Source organism: Phyllobacterium sp. GQ127 (genome assembly GCF_059758635.1).
Genome location: NZ_JCAXDZ010000003.1, coordinates 409,891 through 426,736, shown reverse-complemented (window position 1 = coordinate 426,736; position 16,846 = coordinate 409,891). Strand labels below are relative to the sequence as shown.

General features: G+C 53.3%; 21 protein-coding genes. 11 read left to right on the top strand and 10 right to left on the bottom strand.

Annotated features, from left to right (window positions below):
* Nucleotides 1-155: 155 nt before the first annotated feature.
* Together AC6CHM_RS14095 and AC6CHM_RS14090 are read left to right on the top strand one after the other, a co-directional pair.
* Nucleotides 156-803 carry an outer membrane lipoprotein carrier protein LolA gene (locus AC6CHM_RS14095; RefSeq protein WP_115054407.1) on the top strand — a complete coding sequence of 216 codons (648 nt, stop codon included), beginning with the start codon at nucleotides 156-158 and terminating at the stop codon, nucleotides 801-803.
* Nucleotides 804-901: 98 nt separating this feature from the next.
* Nucleotides 902-1,708, top strand: coding sequence for an exodeoxyribonuclease III (locus tag AC6CHM_RS14090; protein ID WP_115054406.1), 807 nt, complete (start codon nucleotides 902-904; stop codon nucleotides 1,706-1,708).
* A 130-nt stretch (nucleotides 1,709-1,838) separates the two neighbouring features.
* Here the strand turns inward: AC6CHM_RS14090 and AC6CHM_RS14085 are convergent, their stop codons facing one another.
* Together AC6CHM_RS14085 and AC6CHM_RS14080 are read right to left on the bottom strand one after the other, a co-directional pair.
* A complete protein-coding gene (locus tag AC6CHM_RS14085; protein ID WP_498173567.1) occupies nucleotides 1,839-2,297 on the bottom strand; it encodes a cyclic nucleotide-binding domain-containing protein in 459 nt (152 codons plus the stop codon).
* A 38-nt stretch (nucleotides 2,298-2,335) separates the two neighbouring features.
* Nucleotides 2,336-3,019: a response regulator transcription factor gene (locus tag AC6CHM_RS14080; protein ID WP_008122166.1), complete on the bottom strand. Its 684-nt coding sequence runs from the start codon at nucleotides 3,017-3,019 to the stop codon at nucleotides 2,336-2,338.
* A gap of 129 nt (nucleotides 3,020-3,148) precedes the next feature.
* On the opposite strand from AC6CHM_RS14080, the gene AC6CHM_RS14075 reads away from it, so the two are divergent.
* On the top strand, nucleotides 3,149-3,682 hold the full coding sequence (locus tag AC6CHM_RS14075) for a L,D-transpeptidase family protein (protein WP_354343211.1): 534 nt from the start codon (nucleotides 3,149-3,151) through the stop codon (nucleotides 3,680-3,682).
* Here AC6CHM_RS14075 and AC6CHM_RS14070 read toward each other — a convergent pair.
* The 5 genes from AC6CHM_RS14070 to tsaD are packed head-to-tail and all read right to left on the bottom strand — an operon-like array spanning nucleotide 3,679 to nucleotide 7,149.
* Nucleotides 3,679-4,353 carry a class I SAM-dependent methyltransferase gene (locus tag AC6CHM_RS14070; RefSeq protein ID WP_498173566.1) on the bottom strand — a complete coding sequence of 225 codons (675 nt, stop codon included), beginning with the start codon at nucleotides 4,351-4,353 and terminating at the stop codon, nucleotides 3,679-3,681. The genes AC6CHM_RS14075 and AC6CHM_RS14070 overlap by 4 nt on opposite strands.
* Nucleotides 4,350-4,778 (bottom strand): EVE domain-containing protein, encoded by a 429-nt coding sequence (locus AC6CHM_RS14065; RefSeq protein WP_115054402.1) that lies wholly within the window; start codon nucleotides 4,776-4,778, stop codon nucleotides 4,350-4,352. The genes AC6CHM_RS14070 and AC6CHM_RS14065 overlap by 4 nt, the downstream gene beginning before the upstream one ends.
* Before the next feature lie 8 nt (nucleotides 4,779-4,786).
* Nucleotides 4,787-5,077 carry a YciI-like protein gene (locus AC6CHM_RS14060; RefSeq protein WP_336440373.1) on the bottom strand — a complete coding sequence of 97 codons (291 nt, stop codon included), beginning with the start codon at nucleotides 5,075-5,077 and terminating at the stop codon, nucleotides 4,787-4,789.
* 9 nt (nucleotides 5,078-5,086) lie between these two features.
* On the bottom strand, nucleotides 5,087-6,073 hold the full coding sequence (locus AC6CHM_RS14055) for an NAD(P)H-dependent glycerol-3-phosphate dehydrogenase (protein ID WP_498173565.1): 987 nt from the start codon (nucleotides 6,071-6,073) through the stop codon (nucleotides 5,087-5,089).
* Nucleotides 6,070-7,149: a tRNA (adenosine(37)-N6)-threonylcarbamoyltransferase complex transferase subunit TsaD gene (gene tsaD / locus AC6CHM_RS14050; RefSeq protein WP_498173564.1), complete on the bottom strand. Its 1,080-nt coding sequence runs from the start codon at nucleotides 7,147-7,149 to the stop codon at nucleotides 6,070-6,072. The genes AC6CHM_RS14055 and tsaD overlap by 4 nt, the downstream gene beginning before the upstream one ends.
* An 87-nt stretch (nucleotides 7,150-7,236) precedes the next feature.
* Here tsaD and hemC point away from each other — a divergent pair, with 87 nt between their 5' ends.
* The 6 genes from hemC to AC6CHM_RS14020 all read left to right on the top strand — a co-directional run bounded on the left by hemC (nucleotide 7,237) and on the right by AC6CHM_RS14020 (nucleotide 13,293).
* A complete protein-coding gene (hemC, locus tag AC6CHM_RS14045) occupies nucleotides 7,237-8,166 on the top strand; it encodes a hydroxymethylbilane synthase (protein ID WP_336440376.1) in 930 nt (309 codons plus the stop codon).
* Between the two features lies 1 nt (nucleotide 8,167).
* Entirely contained in the window at nucleotides 8,168-8,875 is a 708-nt protein-coding gene (locus tag AC6CHM_RS14040; protein ID WP_498173563.1) for a uroporphyrinogen-III synthase, read from the top strand.
* 106 nt (nucleotides 8,876-8,981) lie between these two features.
* Nucleotides 8,982-10,268 carry a COG4223 family protein gene (locus AC6CHM_RS14035; RefSeq protein ID WP_498173562.1) on the top strand — a complete coding sequence of 429 codons (1,287 nt, stop codon included), beginning with the start codon at nucleotides 8,982-8,984 and terminating at the stop codon, nucleotides 10,266-10,268.
* 7 nt (nucleotides 10,269-10,275) lie between these two features.
* Nucleotides 10,276-11,958 (top strand): heme biosynthesis protein HemY, encoded by a 1,683-nt coding sequence (locus tag AC6CHM_RS14030; RefSeq protein ID WP_498173561.1) that lies wholly within the window; start codon nucleotides 10,276-10,278, stop codon nucleotides 11,956-11,958.
* 109 nt (nucleotides 11,959-12,067) lie between these two features.
* The gene (locus AC6CHM_RS14025; RefSeq protein ID WP_498173560.1) at nucleotides 12,068-12,544 is read left to right on the top strand and encodes a tellurite resistance TerB family protein; all 477 of its coding nucleotides are present in this window, start codon (nucleotides 12,068-12,070) and stop codon (nucleotides 12,542-12,544) included.
* An 11-nt stretch (nucleotides 12,545-12,555) separates the two neighbouring features.
* The gene (locus AC6CHM_RS14020; protein ID WP_115054393.1) at nucleotides 12,556-13,293 is read left to right on the top strand and encodes a glutamine amidotransferase; all 738 of its coding nucleotides are present in this window, start codon (nucleotides 12,556-12,558) and stop codon (nucleotides 13,291-13,293) included.
* Between the two features lie 5 nt (nucleotides 13,294-13,298).
* Here the strand turns inward: AC6CHM_RS14020 and AC6CHM_RS14015 are convergent, their stop codons facing one another.
* Nucleotides 13,299-14,540 (bottom strand): MFS transporter, encoded by a 1,242-nt coding sequence (locus AC6CHM_RS14015; RefSeq protein WP_115054392.1) that lies wholly within the window; start codon nucleotides 14,538-14,540, stop codon nucleotides 13,299-13,301.
* A gap of 141 nt (nucleotides 14,541-14,681) precedes the next feature.
* Nucleotides 14,682-15,368 carry an aquaporin Z gene (gene aqpZ, locus AC6CHM_RS14010; protein ID WP_115054391.1) on the bottom strand — a complete coding sequence of 229 codons (687 nt, stop codon included), beginning with the start codon at nucleotides 15,366-15,368 and terminating at the stop codon, nucleotides 14,682-14,684.
* A gap of 257 nt (nucleotides 15,369-15,625) precedes the next feature.
* Here aqpZ and AC6CHM_RS14005 point away from each other — a divergent pair, with 257 nt between their 5' ends.
* Both AC6CHM_RS14005 and AC6CHM_RS14000 read left to right on the top strand, forming a co-directional pair.
* Nucleotides 15,626-15,916, top strand: coding sequence for a YggT family protein (locus AC6CHM_RS14005; protein ID WP_115054390.1), 291 nt, complete (start codon nucleotides 15,626-15,628; stop codon nucleotides 15,914-15,916).
* Between the two features lie 3 nt (nucleotides 15,917-15,919).
* On the top strand, nucleotides 15,920-16,237 hold the full coding sequence (locus AC6CHM_RS14000; RefSeq protein ID WP_336440380.1) for a DUF167 family protein: 318 nt from the start codon (nucleotides 15,920-15,922) through the stop codon (nucleotides 16,235-16,237).
* Nucleotides 16,238-16,242: 5 nt separating this feature from the next.
* On the opposite strand, the gene ppa is transcribed toward AC6CHM_RS14000, so the two are convergent.
* Complete coding sequence (gene ppa, locus AC6CHM_RS13995; RefSeq protein ID WP_115054388.1) at nucleotides 16,243-16,785, bottom strand: inorganic diphosphatase; 543 nt, start codon at nucleotides 16,783-16,785, stop codon at nucleotides 16,243-16,245.
* Nucleotides 16,786-16,846 lie beyond the last annotated feature (61 nt).

The window sequence follows — 16,846 nt, the reverse complement described above, 5'->3', positions numbered from 1 at the left end:
GCGTTATGGAACTGAGTCCTTCCAGTTCCTGTGGCAGTCCGGTGTTACGTGACGGAAATATGGAACCGGGTGCCGCAACCCGCCGTTTCTTAGCCATACTCAAGCCAAACTGATCGAGTATTGCTTAAGGCAAGATGACAGGAGACCCTAAACCCATGAAAACCATCACAGCATTGTTTCGCGTTGCAGGCCCGCTCGCACGGCGCGTTGTAGCTGCTTCGATACTTGGCGTGGGACTCCTTGCTGCACCGGCTCTTGCTCAGAATGCGGTGCCGGGCGCAGCCCAGCAGATTGCCAATCAATTCTCCAGCGTAAAGACTCTAACAGGTGACTTTGTGCAGTTCGGGCCGCGCGGCGAGCAGACGGAAGGAACATTCTATATCGAGCGTCCGGGCAAGATACGTTTCAACTACAACAAGCCATCGCCGATTCGTGTCATTTCGGATGGCGAATCCGTTGTGATCAATAATCGCAAGCTCGACACATGGGATTTGGTCCCGCTGTCGAAGACGCCATTAAAGCTGCTTCTGAGCGATCAGATTAATTTGACCGGCAATACGGTCAAATCGGTCAAAGAAGAGCCCGATATGACAACGATCGTTCTTGGCGACAAATCAATCTTCGGTAATTCGACCATAACGATGATGTTTGATCCGAAGACTTTCGAACTGCGTCAATGGACTATCACCGATGCGCAGGGTCTCGATACGACAGTGATGATCACCAATGTCCGTACCGGTGTTCGCTTCGCCAAGGATATGTTTACAATTGACTACACCCGCATTGCGATGAAGAACAAATAAGGCTTGAACAGTCGTTCAAGCTGGCGATATCCGGTTCCAATCATCCGTAACTTGTTTTAGTCTTGCTGCTCATTCATCACCCGCGAGACTAATTTTCCATGCCTTTTTCCGTTGCTACCTGGAACATCAATTCGGTGCGCTTGCGCTTGCCGCTCGTTCTGCAATTTCTGCGCGATTATCAGCCTGACGTTCTGTGCCTGCAGGAAACCAAATGCCCCGACGATTTGTTTCCGCGGGAAGCTTTCCACATGGCCGGTTATGAACATATCGAAATCAGCGGCCAGAAAGGGTATCACGGGGTAGCAACGCTCTCCCGCCGTCCTTTGACAGAACCGGCACGTGTTGGTTTTTGCAATATCCCCGATTGCCGTCATTTGAGCACAGTTGTAACTGCCGGCTCAAAGCGGATGCGTATCCACAATTTCTATGTTCCGGCAGGCGGAGATGAACCCGATCCGGAGATCAATCCCAAGTTCAAGCACAAGCTCGGCTTCCTTGATGAAATGAAAGCCATGAATGCGGTTTATGGGGATGGCCATGCCTCCCTGCTGGTGGGTGACCTCAATATTGCGCCGCTTGAAACCGATGTCTGGTCGCATAAACAGTTGTTGAAGGTTGTAAGCCACACGCCCATCGAAACGGAAGGTCTGGAAGCCTTGCGCAAAAATGGCGGCTGGAGCGATCTGATGCGCCATCATATTCCACCCTCCGAGAAAATTTATACATGGTGGAGCTATAGGGCCGCCGATTGGGCGGCTGCGGATCGTGGCCGGAGACTGGATCATATTTGGGGATCGCCCGACCTTGAGGCCGATCTGAGAGACATCACAATCCTGCGCGAAGCACGTGGGTGGGAACGACCCTCCGACCACGTTCCGGTTATCGCGCGGTTTGATCTGGATTAATCCGATTTTGAGCAGGATTTCCGCGACCTGACATTAAATTCCACAAGATGCGGCGATTTTTGCCGAGAAAAGGTCGATTCTTGCTGAAGATTTTCAATCGTAGCGAGAAAATCAGTTGTGTAGAGGCGAGTTAGCTCTCGCCAAACAGATTTTCATACTTGGAAATTTCCGCGATCATTTCGGTCAGATCTGAGGAAATCTGGTCGTGCAGCGCAGCGGCAATTTCCGGATATTCTTCAAGGATACGCCGGAACAATGAGCGGTTGAGACGGATGACCTCGGTCTCAGTGTCTGCCATTGCGCTGGTGAGGCGCTTGGTCTGGGCGATGATTGCCATTTCGCCAAGAACCGCTCCTGGCCCCACGGTTTTCAGAGCGACGCGACCAGAAGGACCTTCGCGGAACAAGGAAATCGTACCGCGATCAATGACATAGGCGCAATCAGCCGACTGACCCTCGCGGTAAAGCTCGCGGCCTTCCCGCAGGACAAGCCGCTCTGTTCCGAAGGCGAGCAGACGCAACTGGTCGCGCGTAAACGTGCCGAACAGCCCCACTGTCTCCAGAATGCGAATATCATCTTCAATTGCCATGCAATTACAGACATATACCTAGATTGACCCGATCGGCATCAAGGAATGAGCTTGTATCCCCCGCTTTCCGTGACGAGTATGGTTGAATTCGATGGATCCTGCTCAATTTTCTGTCGAAGTCTGTAAACATGGGTTTCCAGCGTATGTGTGGTTACCCCGGAATTGTACCCCCATACTTCCTCCAGAAGAATATCGCGCGTGATGACCTTGCCACCGGCGCGATACAAATATTTGATAATTGCGACTTCTTTTTCAGTCAGCCGGATTTTGCCGCCCTTTGCATCGATCAGCATTTTCTGGCCGGGCTTGAACGTATAGGGGCCAACAACGAAGGTAGCGTCTTCGCTCTGCTCATGCTGGCGCAATTGCGCGCGGATGCGTGCTAACAGCACAGCAAAGCGGAATGGTTTGGTGACGTAATCATTGGCACCGGACTCCAGGCCAAGAATCGTATCAGAATCAGTATCATGGCCGGTCAACATGATAACCGGCGCCTTGAAACCGCCCTTGCGCAAGAGCTTGATGGCTTCACGCCCATCCATATCCGGCAAGCCGACATCCATGATCAACAGGTCAACAACGCCATTGCGGGCGGCCTGTATGCCTTTAGTCGCATTGTCTTCCTGAACAATCTGAAACTCTTCATAAAGGCTCAGTTGCTCAACCAGAATGGCCCGCAGGTCTGCATCATCGTCGACGATTAGAATGGTACGTGCTGTCATGGGATCTCCCGCGGATGGAAAGAAGTCGTTGGAATTTAAGTCGAATTCTACAGGAAAGAAAGAGCATCGACTTGATATTGCTTATGCGGCGCATCAGTCTGACATAAAAATGCTTTTTATGAGGCAAGCATGCCACTAACCACTTTGAAGTATATCGATGTCCGCCCGCGCCCCGGCCACAAAAGCCAAGGCCAGCTGATTGCTGGCCCGATCGTCTTGCGTTGCGCACTTGGCAAGGGCGGTATTACATCGAGGAAACGTGAGGGCGATGGTGGAACTCCCTTGGCATCCATGCGGCTTCTTTATGGGTTTAAAAGACCGGATAAACAGGTGAGGGCTACGGCGCTATTGCGGCTTAACCCATTGAAAATAAACGATGGGTGGTGCGAGGTCAGCAGTGACCGCAACTATAATAGGCAAGTTCAGGTACCCTATAATGCGAGCCACGAAACCATGTGGCGCAAGGACGATCTGTACGATGTCTGTATTGTTCTTGACTGGAATATCCGGCCACGCAGAAGGGCCGGGGGCAGTGCGATATTCTTCCATCTGGCGCGGCCGGGCTATACACCAACTGAGGGCTGTATTGCTTTGAGTCGCGCAGATATGAACCGACTTTTGCCGCTTCTATCGGATAAAACAATCATTCGTGTGCTGCGTTAGGTTGGAAAACGCCAGACCGTGGTTTTCTTGATATCAGCGTCCTCAAGAACGCGCGTCACCGGAACCGAATAAACAGCCAATGGCTGAAGAGAACCCTTGGGAAAATAAGATCGCCCCGGATCGCCGACGATTACCTCGGCGCCGCGTGAAGCAAGTTTGGCAAACCAGGGAAGAAGCAGGTCTGCCAAAGGCTTATCATAGAAAACATCGCCTGCCAGCACGACATCCCAACCCGCATCTGTGCCGATGAGATCAGCTATTTGCACGTCCATCACCACATCATTGGCAGCGGCGTTGAGGGAGATTGCGGGTTGAGTAAAAGGATCGATATCGCAGCAAAGAACATGTTTCGCATTGGCCATTGCAGCGGCGATACCAACCAAACCTGAGCCTGAAGCGAAATCAATAACCGAGCGGCCACTGACCATTTGCGGGTTATCAATTACATAGCGGGCGACACCTTGCCCGCCCGCCCATGCAAAGGCCCAAAATGGTGGCGGAAGCCCGATCGTTGCGAGTTCGTCTTCCGTGCGTTGCCATAGATCATGAGCTTCATCGGCGAGATGAAGCTTTATCTCCGGAACGTGGGGCGGTGATTGTATTGACGTATTTGCCAGTATGAATTGGCGGTAGCGTTCACTGGTTGGATCTAGCGCAGTCTCAGTGATCATTTGGGGGCTGGAACGAGACCACCCATCCGGCAAACTTCTTCCCACTCGTCCTCGGTAACCGGTTGCACGGAAAGCCGCATCGAAGTGACAAGTGCCATTTTCTCAAGCTTTGGATTGGCTTTGACGTCCTTAAGAGTCACCGGCTTTGGCATATCTTGAACCGCGCGGATATCAACGCAATCCCAGCGCGGATCATCAGTTGTCGAATCCGGATGGCTGAGTGCGCAAACTTCGACGATACCGACGACTTCGAGACCCTCATTGGAGTGATAGAAGAAGCCTTTATCGCCAATCTTCATGGCGCGCATATTATTGCGGGCGAGATAGTTGCGCACGCCGGTCCATTCTGTGCCCTTAGCACCTGCAGCTTTCTGCTTTTCCCACGACCATGCGTCGGGTTCTGATTTGTACAGCCAATATGCCATGTTGAAACCTATTTGTTGTCCGGATTCTTGATTGCCCAATTCCAAGGGCGGATATCGACAGAGGCGAAAAGTCCTGCCTTTGCATAGGGGTCATTGGCAGCTATCTGCTTTGCTGCCTCCAGATCGACAGAATCTACGACGACCAGACTGCCATTTGGCTTTGTGTCATCGCCCAGAAAAGGGCCGGCGAATTTTAGCTGATCACCAAGGCCATTCAGATAATCAAGATGCGCGGTCCGCGTATCAAGGCGCAATTGCAGGCTATCGGGCTTGTCGTTGCATAAAAACGCAAAAAGCATCCTATTCTCCTAGTCCTCATTTTTGAGCGGTCTTGAAAGCAGCGCTTCCATAGCCTCATCTACAGTAATGTCCGCAGCCAATATTCTTGCCACGGCTGAAATGATCGGGACATCGATAGCATGGCGCGCGGCGAGTTCAACTGCAATGGAGGCTGTTGCGACGCCTTCTGCCAGCGGACGCCCCGTCAAGTCTTCGCCTTTGCCCAATGCAAGACCGTAAGAGTAATTGCGCGATTGCGGTGTCGAACAAGTCAGCATGAGATCGCCAAGCCCGGAGAGGCCCATGATAGTCTCGGATCTTGCCCCCAAGGCATGCCCAATCCGGCGCAGTTCAACGAAACCGCGCGTCACAAGCGCCGCCTGTGCGCTGGCACCATATCCCCTGCCTATAGCGGCACCGGCGGCGATAGCGAGCACGTTCTTCAGTGCTCCGCCGATCTCAACGCCGGTTACATCATCTGTCGAGTAACAACGGAACGTTGTGCCCGAGAGAGCGACGGCAATGCTGTCAGCCAGCGCTTGATTACGGGACGCGACGGTTACTGCGGTAGGCAACCCCTTTGCAACGTCACTTGCAAAGCTTGGCCCCGAAAGTATGCCAAGCGGATGACCGGGAAGTATTTGATCTGCCACCTGCGACATGAGAAGTCCGGTGGATCGGTCAATTCCCTTGGCGCAGATGATCAGCGGTGTCGCCGCGGGAATGTGATCTTTAAGCTCGTTTAAAGCCGTCGAAAGTGCCTGCGCCGGAACAGCGCACAGAATATATTGTCCATGTGTTAGAGCGGTCCGGGCATTGTTGCTGGCTGTCAGTAATGGGTGGAGGGAGATGTTCGGCAAATGGGCATCATTGCGATGCGTGTTATTTATCGCTGCGACTGTGGTGGAATCACGGGCGTAAAGCACCACTGAGCTGCCATTGGATGCAGCCATTGTTCCAAGCGCCGTACCATAGGCGCCCCCGCCCAATACGGCGATTGGTGGCCGCTCATTCATGCCTTTGCTCCACGACGGCCGGCGCCGATCAGGGGTGCGGAATACATATCCAATGGCCAGCGTGAGCGGGGCGCAATATTGAGGGAATCGGGAGGTGTCTGGTTTGCCCGTTCGGCACCCGCCCATGCGATCATGGCCGCGTTATCTGTACATAGAGCCATCGGAGGAGCAATGAAACGAAAGCCATTCTTGTCGCAAAGCTGCTGAAGCACGCTACGCAGAACCTTATTGGCGGCAACACCTCCGGCAACGACCAAAACAGGATGATCTACAGCAGGAAATGTTTCGCGAAACCGCATAAGAGAGCGTGCAACGCGGTCGTCCAGCGTATCGGCCACGGCGGTCTGGAAAGCTGCGCAAATATCATTGACATCCGTTTGAGATATCGGTTCCAGACTGGTGGCCAGTTGTCGCACGGCAGTTTTGAGGCCAGAGAAAGAAAAATCCAGGCGTTCTTCACCCTTCAACGGGCGCGGGAGGGAGAAACGCGTCGAATCGCCGAGCATTGCCGCCTTTTCAACCTCAGGTCCGCCCGGATAGGCGAGCCCGAGCATTTTGGCGGTTTTGTCGAATGCTTCACCAAGCGCATCGTCAATGGTCGTGCCAAGTCGCTCATAGTCTCCCAGTCCCTTGACCAGAACCATTTGCGTATGGCCGCCGGAAACGAGGAGCAAGAGATAGGGAAATTCAATGTTATCGGTCAGGCGAGGTGTCAGTGCATGACCTTCAAGATGATTGATTGCGTAAAATGGTTTTTGGCTTGCCAAGGCTATTGCCTTGCCGGTCATCAGTCCGACAATCAGTCCGCCAACAAGGCCCGGCCCCGCAGTTGCGGCTATGGCGTCAACATCGTTGAGCGTCAAATGCGCTTCGTGCAGTGCTTGTCCGATAAGCCGGTCGAGCACTTCAACGTGAGCGCGTGCGGCAATTTCCGGCACGACACCGCCAAAGGGCGCGTGCTCTTCGATTTGGCTTAAGACGACGTTTGAAAGAATAGTGCCATGGCCAAGCTCATCACGCTCGACAATGGCTGCCGCCGTCTCATCGCAGCTTGTTTCAATACCCAGAACCCGCATCGATATCCTTCGTCGCATTGCCCGTCGAATAAAAGCCCGTTAGTAGAGGCCATGAACATGGAACTCGCGTAACACGGACTGCGGCCAATGCAAACAAAAACGCTCAAGATCGGTACACGTGGGAGTGCTCTTGCGCTTGTGCAAGCCCATGAGACACGCGACCGGTTGGTCAAAGCTCATGGTTTGAACGAGTCCGATATAGAGATCGTCGTTATCTCGACAAGTGGCGACCGGATTCAGGACAGGCCCCTGTCGGAAGTTGGCGGCAAAGGTCTTTTCACATTGGAGATTGAAGAACAGCTTGCCGATGGGCGTATTGATTTTGCTGTTCATTCATCGAAGGACATGCCGACATTCCTGCCCGAAGGGCTGCATCTGTCGGTGTTTCTTGAGCGTGAAGATCCCCGGGATGCTTTCATCGGACGGGACGTTAAATCGCTGGCTGACTTGCCCTTGGGCGCAATTGTGGGCTCTGCATCACTTCGGCGTCAGGCATTGATCAAGCGCCTTCGGCCTGATCTGAAACTTGTCAATTTTCGCGGCAATGTGCAAACGCGCCTGCGCAAGCTTGCCGATGGAGAAGTTGACGCAACATTTCTGGCCTATGCAGGCTTAAAGCGCCTTGATCTTGGCCATGTCGTAACGGAGTTGATGGATTCCAGGGCTTTTCCTCCAGCACCAGGACAAGGTGCAATCACGGTCGAAAGCCGTATTGGCGATGACCGGATCGACAACCTGCTCGCTCCGATCAATCATCTGCCAACTTCGACTGCCCTGGCTTGCGAGCGTGCGTTCCTTGGCACTTTGGATGGTTCCTGCCGGACCCCGCTCGCCGGGCTTGCGACAATCTCGGGTGAGGTATTGCATTTCCATGGAATGATCTTGCTGCCTGACGGTAGCGAGGTTCATGAGGTTACCGGTGAGGGATTTGTTGCCGATGCCGCACAGATCGGACGCGATGCGGCGCTGCGTGTTCGGGAAATGGCGGGTGCTCATTTCTTTACGGATTGGCTCTGATATGAAATCTGTTTTGGTTACACGGCCCGAACCCGGAGCAACCAGAACAACCCAACGACTGGCCGATTTGGGCTTCCAGCCTCTGGTTTTGCCGCTTAGTGCAATCAAACCCCTGCCAATATCACAAGTACCCAGGCACTATGATGCCGTTGCATTTACCAGTGCGAACGCGTTGCGGCATGTGCCAGAAGAATTTCTTGCTACGCTTTATGACCTTCCCTGTTTTGCGGTTGGTAGCTCCACCGCGCAAATAGCTCGTGCAAAAGGTTTCAAACAGGTTCTTTTGGGAAACGGGGATGGGCTATCACTGGCTGCACAGATCAATAATTCAACGTCTGAAAACGCACGGATACTTTACCTTACCGGGCGAGTCAGGGCGCCTCAGTTTGAAGATATTCTGGGGCAGTCCGGTCGAAGGGTGATAGCAATTCCTGTCTATGACACGATTTTGAACCATTATGAGGCCGATTATTTGGCCCAGTTTTTCGAGTCATCGCCCGTCGATATTTGTCTACTCTATTCGAAAAGGGGTGCTTTGGCGCTTCTCGCCGTGATTGGCAAAGCGAATGCTCATCATCTATTTGAAAATGCACAGTTTTTATGTCTGTCTGACAATATAGCGCACATCGTTTTAGACCAGGGTTTCCGCCATGTCCACGTTGCCAGAGTGCAAGATGAAGCAGGATTATTTGAATTGCTGCATGCTTGATCCCGCCTGTTAGCAGCCAAGCTTGTACGACGGGTGGTTTCATATGAGGAACTTCCTTGCTAGCTTTAGAGTTCAATCGAAGCATCTGTTCCTGAAGAGAGTTTCCATGGCCAAATCTACTGTTCCGCGTCATTCCAAAACGACCCGCAAATCGATGACGATCGAACTGGAGCCCTCTTCGATACAAAAGTCCGCCGTACCCCCAAAAAATGTACCGGAGCCGGAACCCGTAGGCTTTGATCCAGCGGCTAAAGCAACTGCAGCAGCGGCAGTTGAAACGGTCGAACGAAAGGTAAGTGCAGAGCCGCCATCCTCAGTGCCAAATTTCGGTCGCGCTGACCCAGCGCCGGACAAAAATCCGCCAAGGATGAGTTCTGTCAGCGCCGCCCCTCCCCAAAAGTCGACCGACTCATTGGGGCGACTCGTTTCAGGTCTCATTGGCGGTGTTGTTGTTCTTGCCGGTGCTGCTGCGCTGCAATGGGCTGGTATATTTCCCTCACCCAAGACAGACGTTTCCGCTTTAGAACAGCAGATCGCGCAGTTGCGGGATGCGCCGGCAAAACCTCTTGATGAAGCCAGTCAAACGGCGCTGAATGAGGCTTTGGCGAGCGCCAAGCAGGCGACTGATCAGGTTGCTGGGCTAGCGGCAGAGTTGAGTTCGGTAAAACAGAGCCTTACTGAGATCCAAAACGGTGCTTCGCCTACAGGTGCTGCTGTCGACACCAGCGCTATCGATGCACGCATCGCGACTTTGGAAAAGGAAATCAGTGACAACAAGCAGCAGGCTGTTCAGGCTGATGGTGCGGCTGCGGGCGCAACAACAAGGCTTGACGCGCTCGAAGCGAAGGTCAATGACACGTCTGGACAAGCCAATATGGCGCTCGCAATGGCCGCAACGGGATTAAAGGCTGCCGTTGATCGAGGCGAGCCTTACAAAGCCGAGCTTGATACCTATCTGGCTGTTGCTCCGGCGGCAGGAGAGGTTGAATCGTTACGGCCAGCCGAAACTAAAGGCATACCCACCGTCAATGCGCTGGCAAGCGAATTTGGCGATGTCGCCGCCAGGATCATATCAAGCACCCGCACTGTCGACCCCAATGCCGGAATTCTGGATCGTCTCTGGGCGAGTGCATCTGGTTTGGTCGAGGCGCGACCAGTCGGTATGGTTGAAGGCGAGGGCGCCGACGCGATATCGGCGCGTATAGAAGCTCATTTAAATGCCGGTGATCTGAGCGCTGCGATTGCTGAGTGGGAAAAACTCCCAGATGCAGCTAAAACGGCGACTGCAGATTTTGGCAGTGCTATGAAGGCACGGCAGAATGCAAGCGCAGTGGTGTCAAAAGCCCTGTCCGATGCCCTGAGCGGCATCAAGACCTCGACCGGTCAGGAGTAAGAAGATCATGATGCGCATTCTGTTCTTCTTCATTGTCGTGTTGTTGCTGGGTGTCGGCTTTGCCTGGCTGGCAGATCGACCCGGCGATCTGGTTCTGACCTTCGCTGGCATGCAATATAAAGTCAGTCTTATGGTGGCAGCAACGAGCATTGTTGCCATTGTTGCCGGCGTCATGCTGAGCTGGTGGCTGGTGAAAAGCATCGTCACCTCGCCCTACGCCTTGCGGCGGCATTTCCGTGCGCGCAAACGCGACCGTGGTTATCAATCACTTTCCACAGGCCTCATTGCCGCTGGTGCAGGCGATGGGCAAACAGCACGTTTGATGATCAAGCAGGCTGAAAAGCTTCTCAATGTCGATCAGGAGCCATTGATCAAACTGCTGGATGCGCAAGCTGCAATGCTTGAAGGCCGCACTGATGATGCGCGAGCCAAGTTTGAAGCCATGTTGGATGATCCTGAGACGAAGTTGCTCGGTTTGCGAGGGCTTTATCTGGAAGCACAAAGATTGGGTGCACGTGATGCGTCCCGCCATTATGCCGAAGAGGCTGCCTTGCTGGCTCCCAATGTCGAGTGGGCGGCTACCGCAGCACTTGGTCAAAAAACCACCCATGGCGATTGGGATGGTGCTCTGTTGCTGCTCGACAAGCAGAAAGCGACCAAGCAGATCGACAAGGAAAAGGCCAAGCGTGAGCGCGCCGTCATCCTTGCCGCAAAAGCAATCGAGACATATGAGAGTGATCCGACGAATGCGAAGCCACTGGCCATAGAAGCAAACAAGCTGGCTCCGGATCTTGTTCCGGCGGCAATCGTTGCGGCCAAGGCGCTGTTTGCTCAAGGCGATTTGCGCAAGGGTTCGAAAATTCTTGAGTATACCTGGAAGCGGGAGCCGCATCCCGGCGTTGCAGATACCTATGTTCATGCCAGGGTTGGGGATTCACCTATTGATCGCTTAAAGCGCGCGCGCCACTTAGCCGGGCTCTATCCGCATCATGCAGAATCCAATTTGGCAATTGCTCACGCTGCTCTTGCCGCTGGCGAACTCAAGGAAGCGCGTGAAGCCGCCGAAGCAGTTCTGCGCAGTACGCCTCGTGAAAGTGCCTATTTGCTGCTTGCGGATATTGAGGAAGCGCAGACCGGCGATCAAGGCCGTGTCCGGCAATGGCTGTCCCGCGCGGTAAAAGCGCCACGCGATCCCGCATGGACCGCCGATGGCTACGTCTCCGATCGCTGGGCGCCAGCCTCCCCGGTAACGGGAAAGCTGGACGCGTTTGTGTGGAAAGTCCCGGTAGAACAAATTGGTCCTGTGATCGATGCGGGCGATGATTTTGACAAAGCGTTGGCGACGGAGCCGTCAAGACCGGAGCAGCCTACAATAGAGGCAAAACCGATTTTACCCCCACGCAAACAGGACACAAAATCGCAGCCGGTGGAGCTTTCTGAGGATCAGGACGTGGTGGATGCGGAAATTGTGCCGTTTGAGTCGCCAACACCACAAACTGCAAAGGCTTCGTTGGACAAATCTTCGGCGAATTCGGATTCGCCCCAGAGAATTGCATCGGTTCTGCCACGGCTGCCGGAGAAGCCAGAGGAATCTACTAGCGAGCCATTTGTTGGACCGGTACCGGATGATCCAGGTGTGAAACCGGAGTATAAATCATCGCAATCGAACAAGAAATTCAAGTTGTTCTGATGGTGGTAAAAGCCATCGGGTCTTGTTTGCGGCAAGATGCACAGTAGCGGGATAGGACGACTCGGGCTATCAATTGAAAAGTGATACCAAAGCGGAAAGACTCCCATAAATGCTTGATCGCCTTGTTACTTTTTTTAAAACCTTACCGTCCGGTGAAAGTGGCGCCGAGCATTTTTCAAAATCTGATCCCCGTCTTGCGGCCGCTGCCCTCCTTTTTCATGTCATGGATGCAGACGGTTCAAGCAGCAAAGAAGAACGCAAGCGTGTCTCACAACTCATATCCAATGCTTATGGGCTGAAGGGCGAGGCACTGAAGCGCCTTTTGAATGAGGGTGAGCAGGCCGATCAAGAGGCAGTTGATCTTTACAGCTTTACCAGCATCATAAAGCGCAATCTTGACGAGGATGCCCGGATCAAATTCATTGAGTTGATGTGGGAAGTTGTTTTTGCAGATGGGGTTGCCCATGAACTTGAGGACAATGTTGTCTGGCGGGTTGCCGAACTGATCGGCGTATCCACCCGAGACCGGGTTACCATGAAGCAACGTGCTGCAGTTCGAGCCGAACGGGATGTGCCCAAAGAATAGGACAAAAGCGGATGTTCCAGACAGAATGGATGGAAGCGGCGGGTCATACACAGCGCCCAAAAATCCTCGCAGTTCTGCATCAGGAAAGATCTAGCACTGGACGCGTCGGACAGCTGCTGCTGGAAGCCGGGTTTGTGTTGGATATCCGGCGCCCGCCGCTTGGCGATCCATTGCCGGATACTTTGGAAAATCACGCCGGCGCTGTTATTTTTGGCGGGCCAATGAGCGCCAACGATCCAGAAGAATATATAAGGCGGGAAACGGATTGGCTGTCGGTACCGTTGGCTGAGGAAAAGCCATTTCTTGGTATCTGCCTTGGGGCCCAAATGCTGTCCAATCACCTCGGTGGAAAAGTTTCCCCTCATCCCGACGGGCTGGTCGAAATAGGCTGGTACCCTTTGGAGCCGACAGAGGCTGGCAGGACCCTTATGGACTGGCCATCCATGGTCTATCACTTTCATCGTGAAGGCTTTGAACTGCCAAAATCAGCCACTTTGCTGGCTACGGGCAACACCTATGCCAATCAGGCTTTCCGCTACGGCAAGAATGCCTGGGGCGTGCAGTTCCATGCGGAGTTGACGCGCGCCATGATGCAGCGCTGGGTGGTTCGCGGGTCGGAACGGTTTTCGCTTTGCGGCGCCCAGCAGGGCCGGGATCATCTGGAAGGCCGGATGATCCATGACGCTGTTCTAAAAGCTTGGCTACAACGCTTTTTAGGTATTGTTTTCGGCGCTCCGGTTGCTGCCTAAAAGCTTCAGGTCCTGCCTTGCAAGTTACGAGCCTTGCGAAGCTGCGGAAACCACCAAGCCCACAATCCGGCAACGGCAACAGTTCCAATTCCACCAAACACCACGGCTGGAATTGTTCCAATCATAGAGGCCATGATCCCTGCGCGGAATTCTCCCAATTCATTTGAGGCGCCGACAAACACCATATTCACGGCATTAACGCGGCCACGCACATTATCCGGTGTCCAGAGTTGAAGCAGCGTTTCGCGAATGTAAACGCTGACCATATCTGCCGCGCCCATCAATGCGAGAACCACTATGGAAAGCCAGGCAAGGTTTGACACGCCAAACATGATGGTGAGCAAGCCAAACAGGGCTACGAAGACAAACATGATAAGTCCGGCATGATCGCGGATGGGATGGCCTGTCAACCAGACAGCGGTCAGGATTGCGCCGATACCGGGTGCCGCACGCAGCATGCCCAGCCCCCATGGTCCGAGCTCCAGAATATCGCGCGCATAGACGGGCAATAGCGCTACAGCACCACCGAGCAAAACTGCAAAAAGATCCAGTGAAATGGCACCAAGGACGACTTTCTCTTTCCAGATATAGTGGAAGCCTGCCAGCAGGGTTTGAAGAGATTTTTTCTCATTCAATGTATGTTGCGTGGGTTTAGGAATGGAGAATATGGCAAGGACGGAAATGAGCAACATGATGCAGGCGACGCCATATGCTGCCACAGGCGATATACCGTAGAGCAATCCTCCGGCGACGGGACCAACCAGCGTAGCGATTTGCCAAGCCGAGGAGTTCCATGAAACGGCGTTCGAGAATATCTCGGCAGGCACGAGATTGACGACAAGTGACGAAGAGGCAGGGCCGAGAAATGCCCGCCCGACGCCAAAACCAGCCAGCACGAGGAAAACATGCACAGGGCTGAAGCTGTGTGTCACGGTAAGCAAAAGCAACAGCGCAGCGCAGATCAACTCGACGCCGATCGACAATCCCATGATGAGGCGGCGCCCGAAACGGTCCGATGCAGCGCCGGTAACCAGAACCAGCAAGAGCGCTGGTGCGAACTGCACGAGCCCCACCATGCCAAGATGAAAGGGATCCCGTGTCAGATCATATATCTGCCAGCCAACCGACACACTGATGATCTGAATGGCAAATGAGCCAAAAAATCGTGAAAGCCAGTAAAGTGTGAAGGAGGAGTGGCGAAAGGCGGCGTAACGATCGTGAACCGCATCCGTTGCAGGAATGGTCATTTCGGTGAGGAAAACTCCGGGAGATGGAAATTTCTTCTAGAACAATTTACTGCGGAAGTAGAGAAAAAAGCGGCACTTTATATTGCAGAGTGAAAGTAAGTGGGAGCGAGCAGGTTTTACGCGGCTCGCTCCGGCAGGTTGTTAGTCTTTGCCGAGCAAAGATTTCCAAATAACTGCACCAATGGCAGCGCCAATGAGCGGGGCTACCCAGAAGAGCCAAAGCTGGCCGAGGGCCGCAGTTTCGGCAAACAGGGCCACGCCCGTGGAGCGGGCCGGATTGACTGAAGTGTTGCTGACAGGGATGGAAACCAGATGGATCAACGTCAGACCAAGGCCAATAGGAATTGGCGCGAAGCCTGCTGGAACGGAAGCAGAAGTTGCCCCCAGGATAATGATCAGAAAGAATGCCGTCAGCACGACTTCGGCCACAAGCACTGCTGTTAGTCCATAGCCGCCCGGTGAGAGCGTATCATATCCATTTGATGCAAAGCCCCCAGCGGCAAATCCGGCCTTCCCGGATGCAACAAGATAGAGCACGGCTGCCGCAGCGATTGCTCCAATTACCTGTGCTATCCAGTATGGGATCAGCTGTTTAACATCGAAGCGACCGGCTATAGCCAGTCCAAGCGATACTGCCGGATTGAAATGCCCCCCTGAGATACCGCCGACCGCATAGGCCATGGTGAGAACGGTAAGACCAAAGGCCAATGCAACGCCTAGATAGCCGATACCAACGTCAGGTAGCCCGGCTGCCAGAACAGCACTGCCACAACCACCAAGAACTAGCCAGAATGTACCGAAGAATTCCGCTGATAGTCTATTTAGCATGGTAAACCCCCTAGATGAAAAAGGGCCGGATTGGCCCGAATCACACGCTCTATATTTATTCCTGTTTTTTTGGTTCAACAATATCTAGTGGGTTACCTTGGTAAATGGACCGGCTCTAGTCTTTCTAAGACAGTACACGACATGGAAATACTATGAGCGACCTTTGAACGAGCAACTGGGAAAATACGCCTGGCCATTGGCCTCTTGCTCGTAGGCCAGTCAATCGCTACATAACCTGTGACTTTCAGGAGAAACAGATGCTCGCTATCATCCGAACCATAGATCTTGCCCTCGATATCTATACCTGGATTCTTATTGCCAGCGCGATTTTTTCATGGCTTTACGCTTTCAATGTCATCAATTCGAGCAACAGGTTCGTCGCTTCCATTGGCGATTTTCTCTATCGCGTGACCGAACCCGCCTTGCGCCCGATACGGCGGTTTCTCCCCGATCTCGGTGGGATCGATATTTCTCCCATAGTCCTGCTGTTGCTGATCTTCTTCATCCGTCAGCTGCTATGGACCACTATTGCGCCAATCCTGCTTTAAACAGTGACGAGCCAGTACTTTCGCAAGGAAGTTGACGGTCTCACGGTTTTTGTACGGTTGACTCCAAAATCTGCAAAAGACGCAGTGGAGGGTGTGGAAACAACGGATGATGGCCGTGCGCATCTCAAGGCGCGGGTGCGGGCAGTTCCCGAAGATGGAAAGGCCAATGCAGCACTTATAAAGCTATTGGCAAAATGGCTGGATGTGACACCGCGGAATATCACGATTGTTGCAGGGGCAACGTCGCGGCTTAAACAAATCAGATTTGAAGGCGATCCGGACAGCCTGATTGCCAAGCTGTCCGGTTCAATAAAACTCTAAATAGATTACGCAGTGCCAACTTTAGCGTTATGGCGCTCAATCGCTTCTCTGATCAACTGGCGTGCGGCATCTTCATCGCCCCAATCGCCGATCTTCACCCATTTGCCGGGCTCGAGATCCTTATAATGTTCAAAGAAATGTTGGATCTGCTTTAGCGTGATTTCCGGCAGGTCTGTGTAATTGTGGACCTTCTCGTAACGCAGCGTCAGATGCGGCGAGGGAACAGCAATGATCTTTTCGTCCTGGCCCTTATTGTCTTCCATGACAAGAACGCCAATCGGACGGACATTGATCACGCTTGTAGGCATCAATGCGCGGGTATTGCAGATAAGAACGTCGATGGGATCCCCATCATCCGATAATGTATGGGGTACGAAACCATAATTGCCTGGATAGGTCATGGGCGTGTGCAGAAAGCGATCGACGAAGAGCGCGCCGGAATCCTTATCCAGTTCATATTTGATAGGTTGACCGCCGACGGGGACTTCGATGATCACGTTAACGTCTTCAGGAGGATTGTTGCCGACAGGAATGGCATCGATGCGCATATTCTAGGAGTCCTTGTTGGTTTGGGAGTGCTGTACTGATTTTTGGCCCTTTGCGCAACAA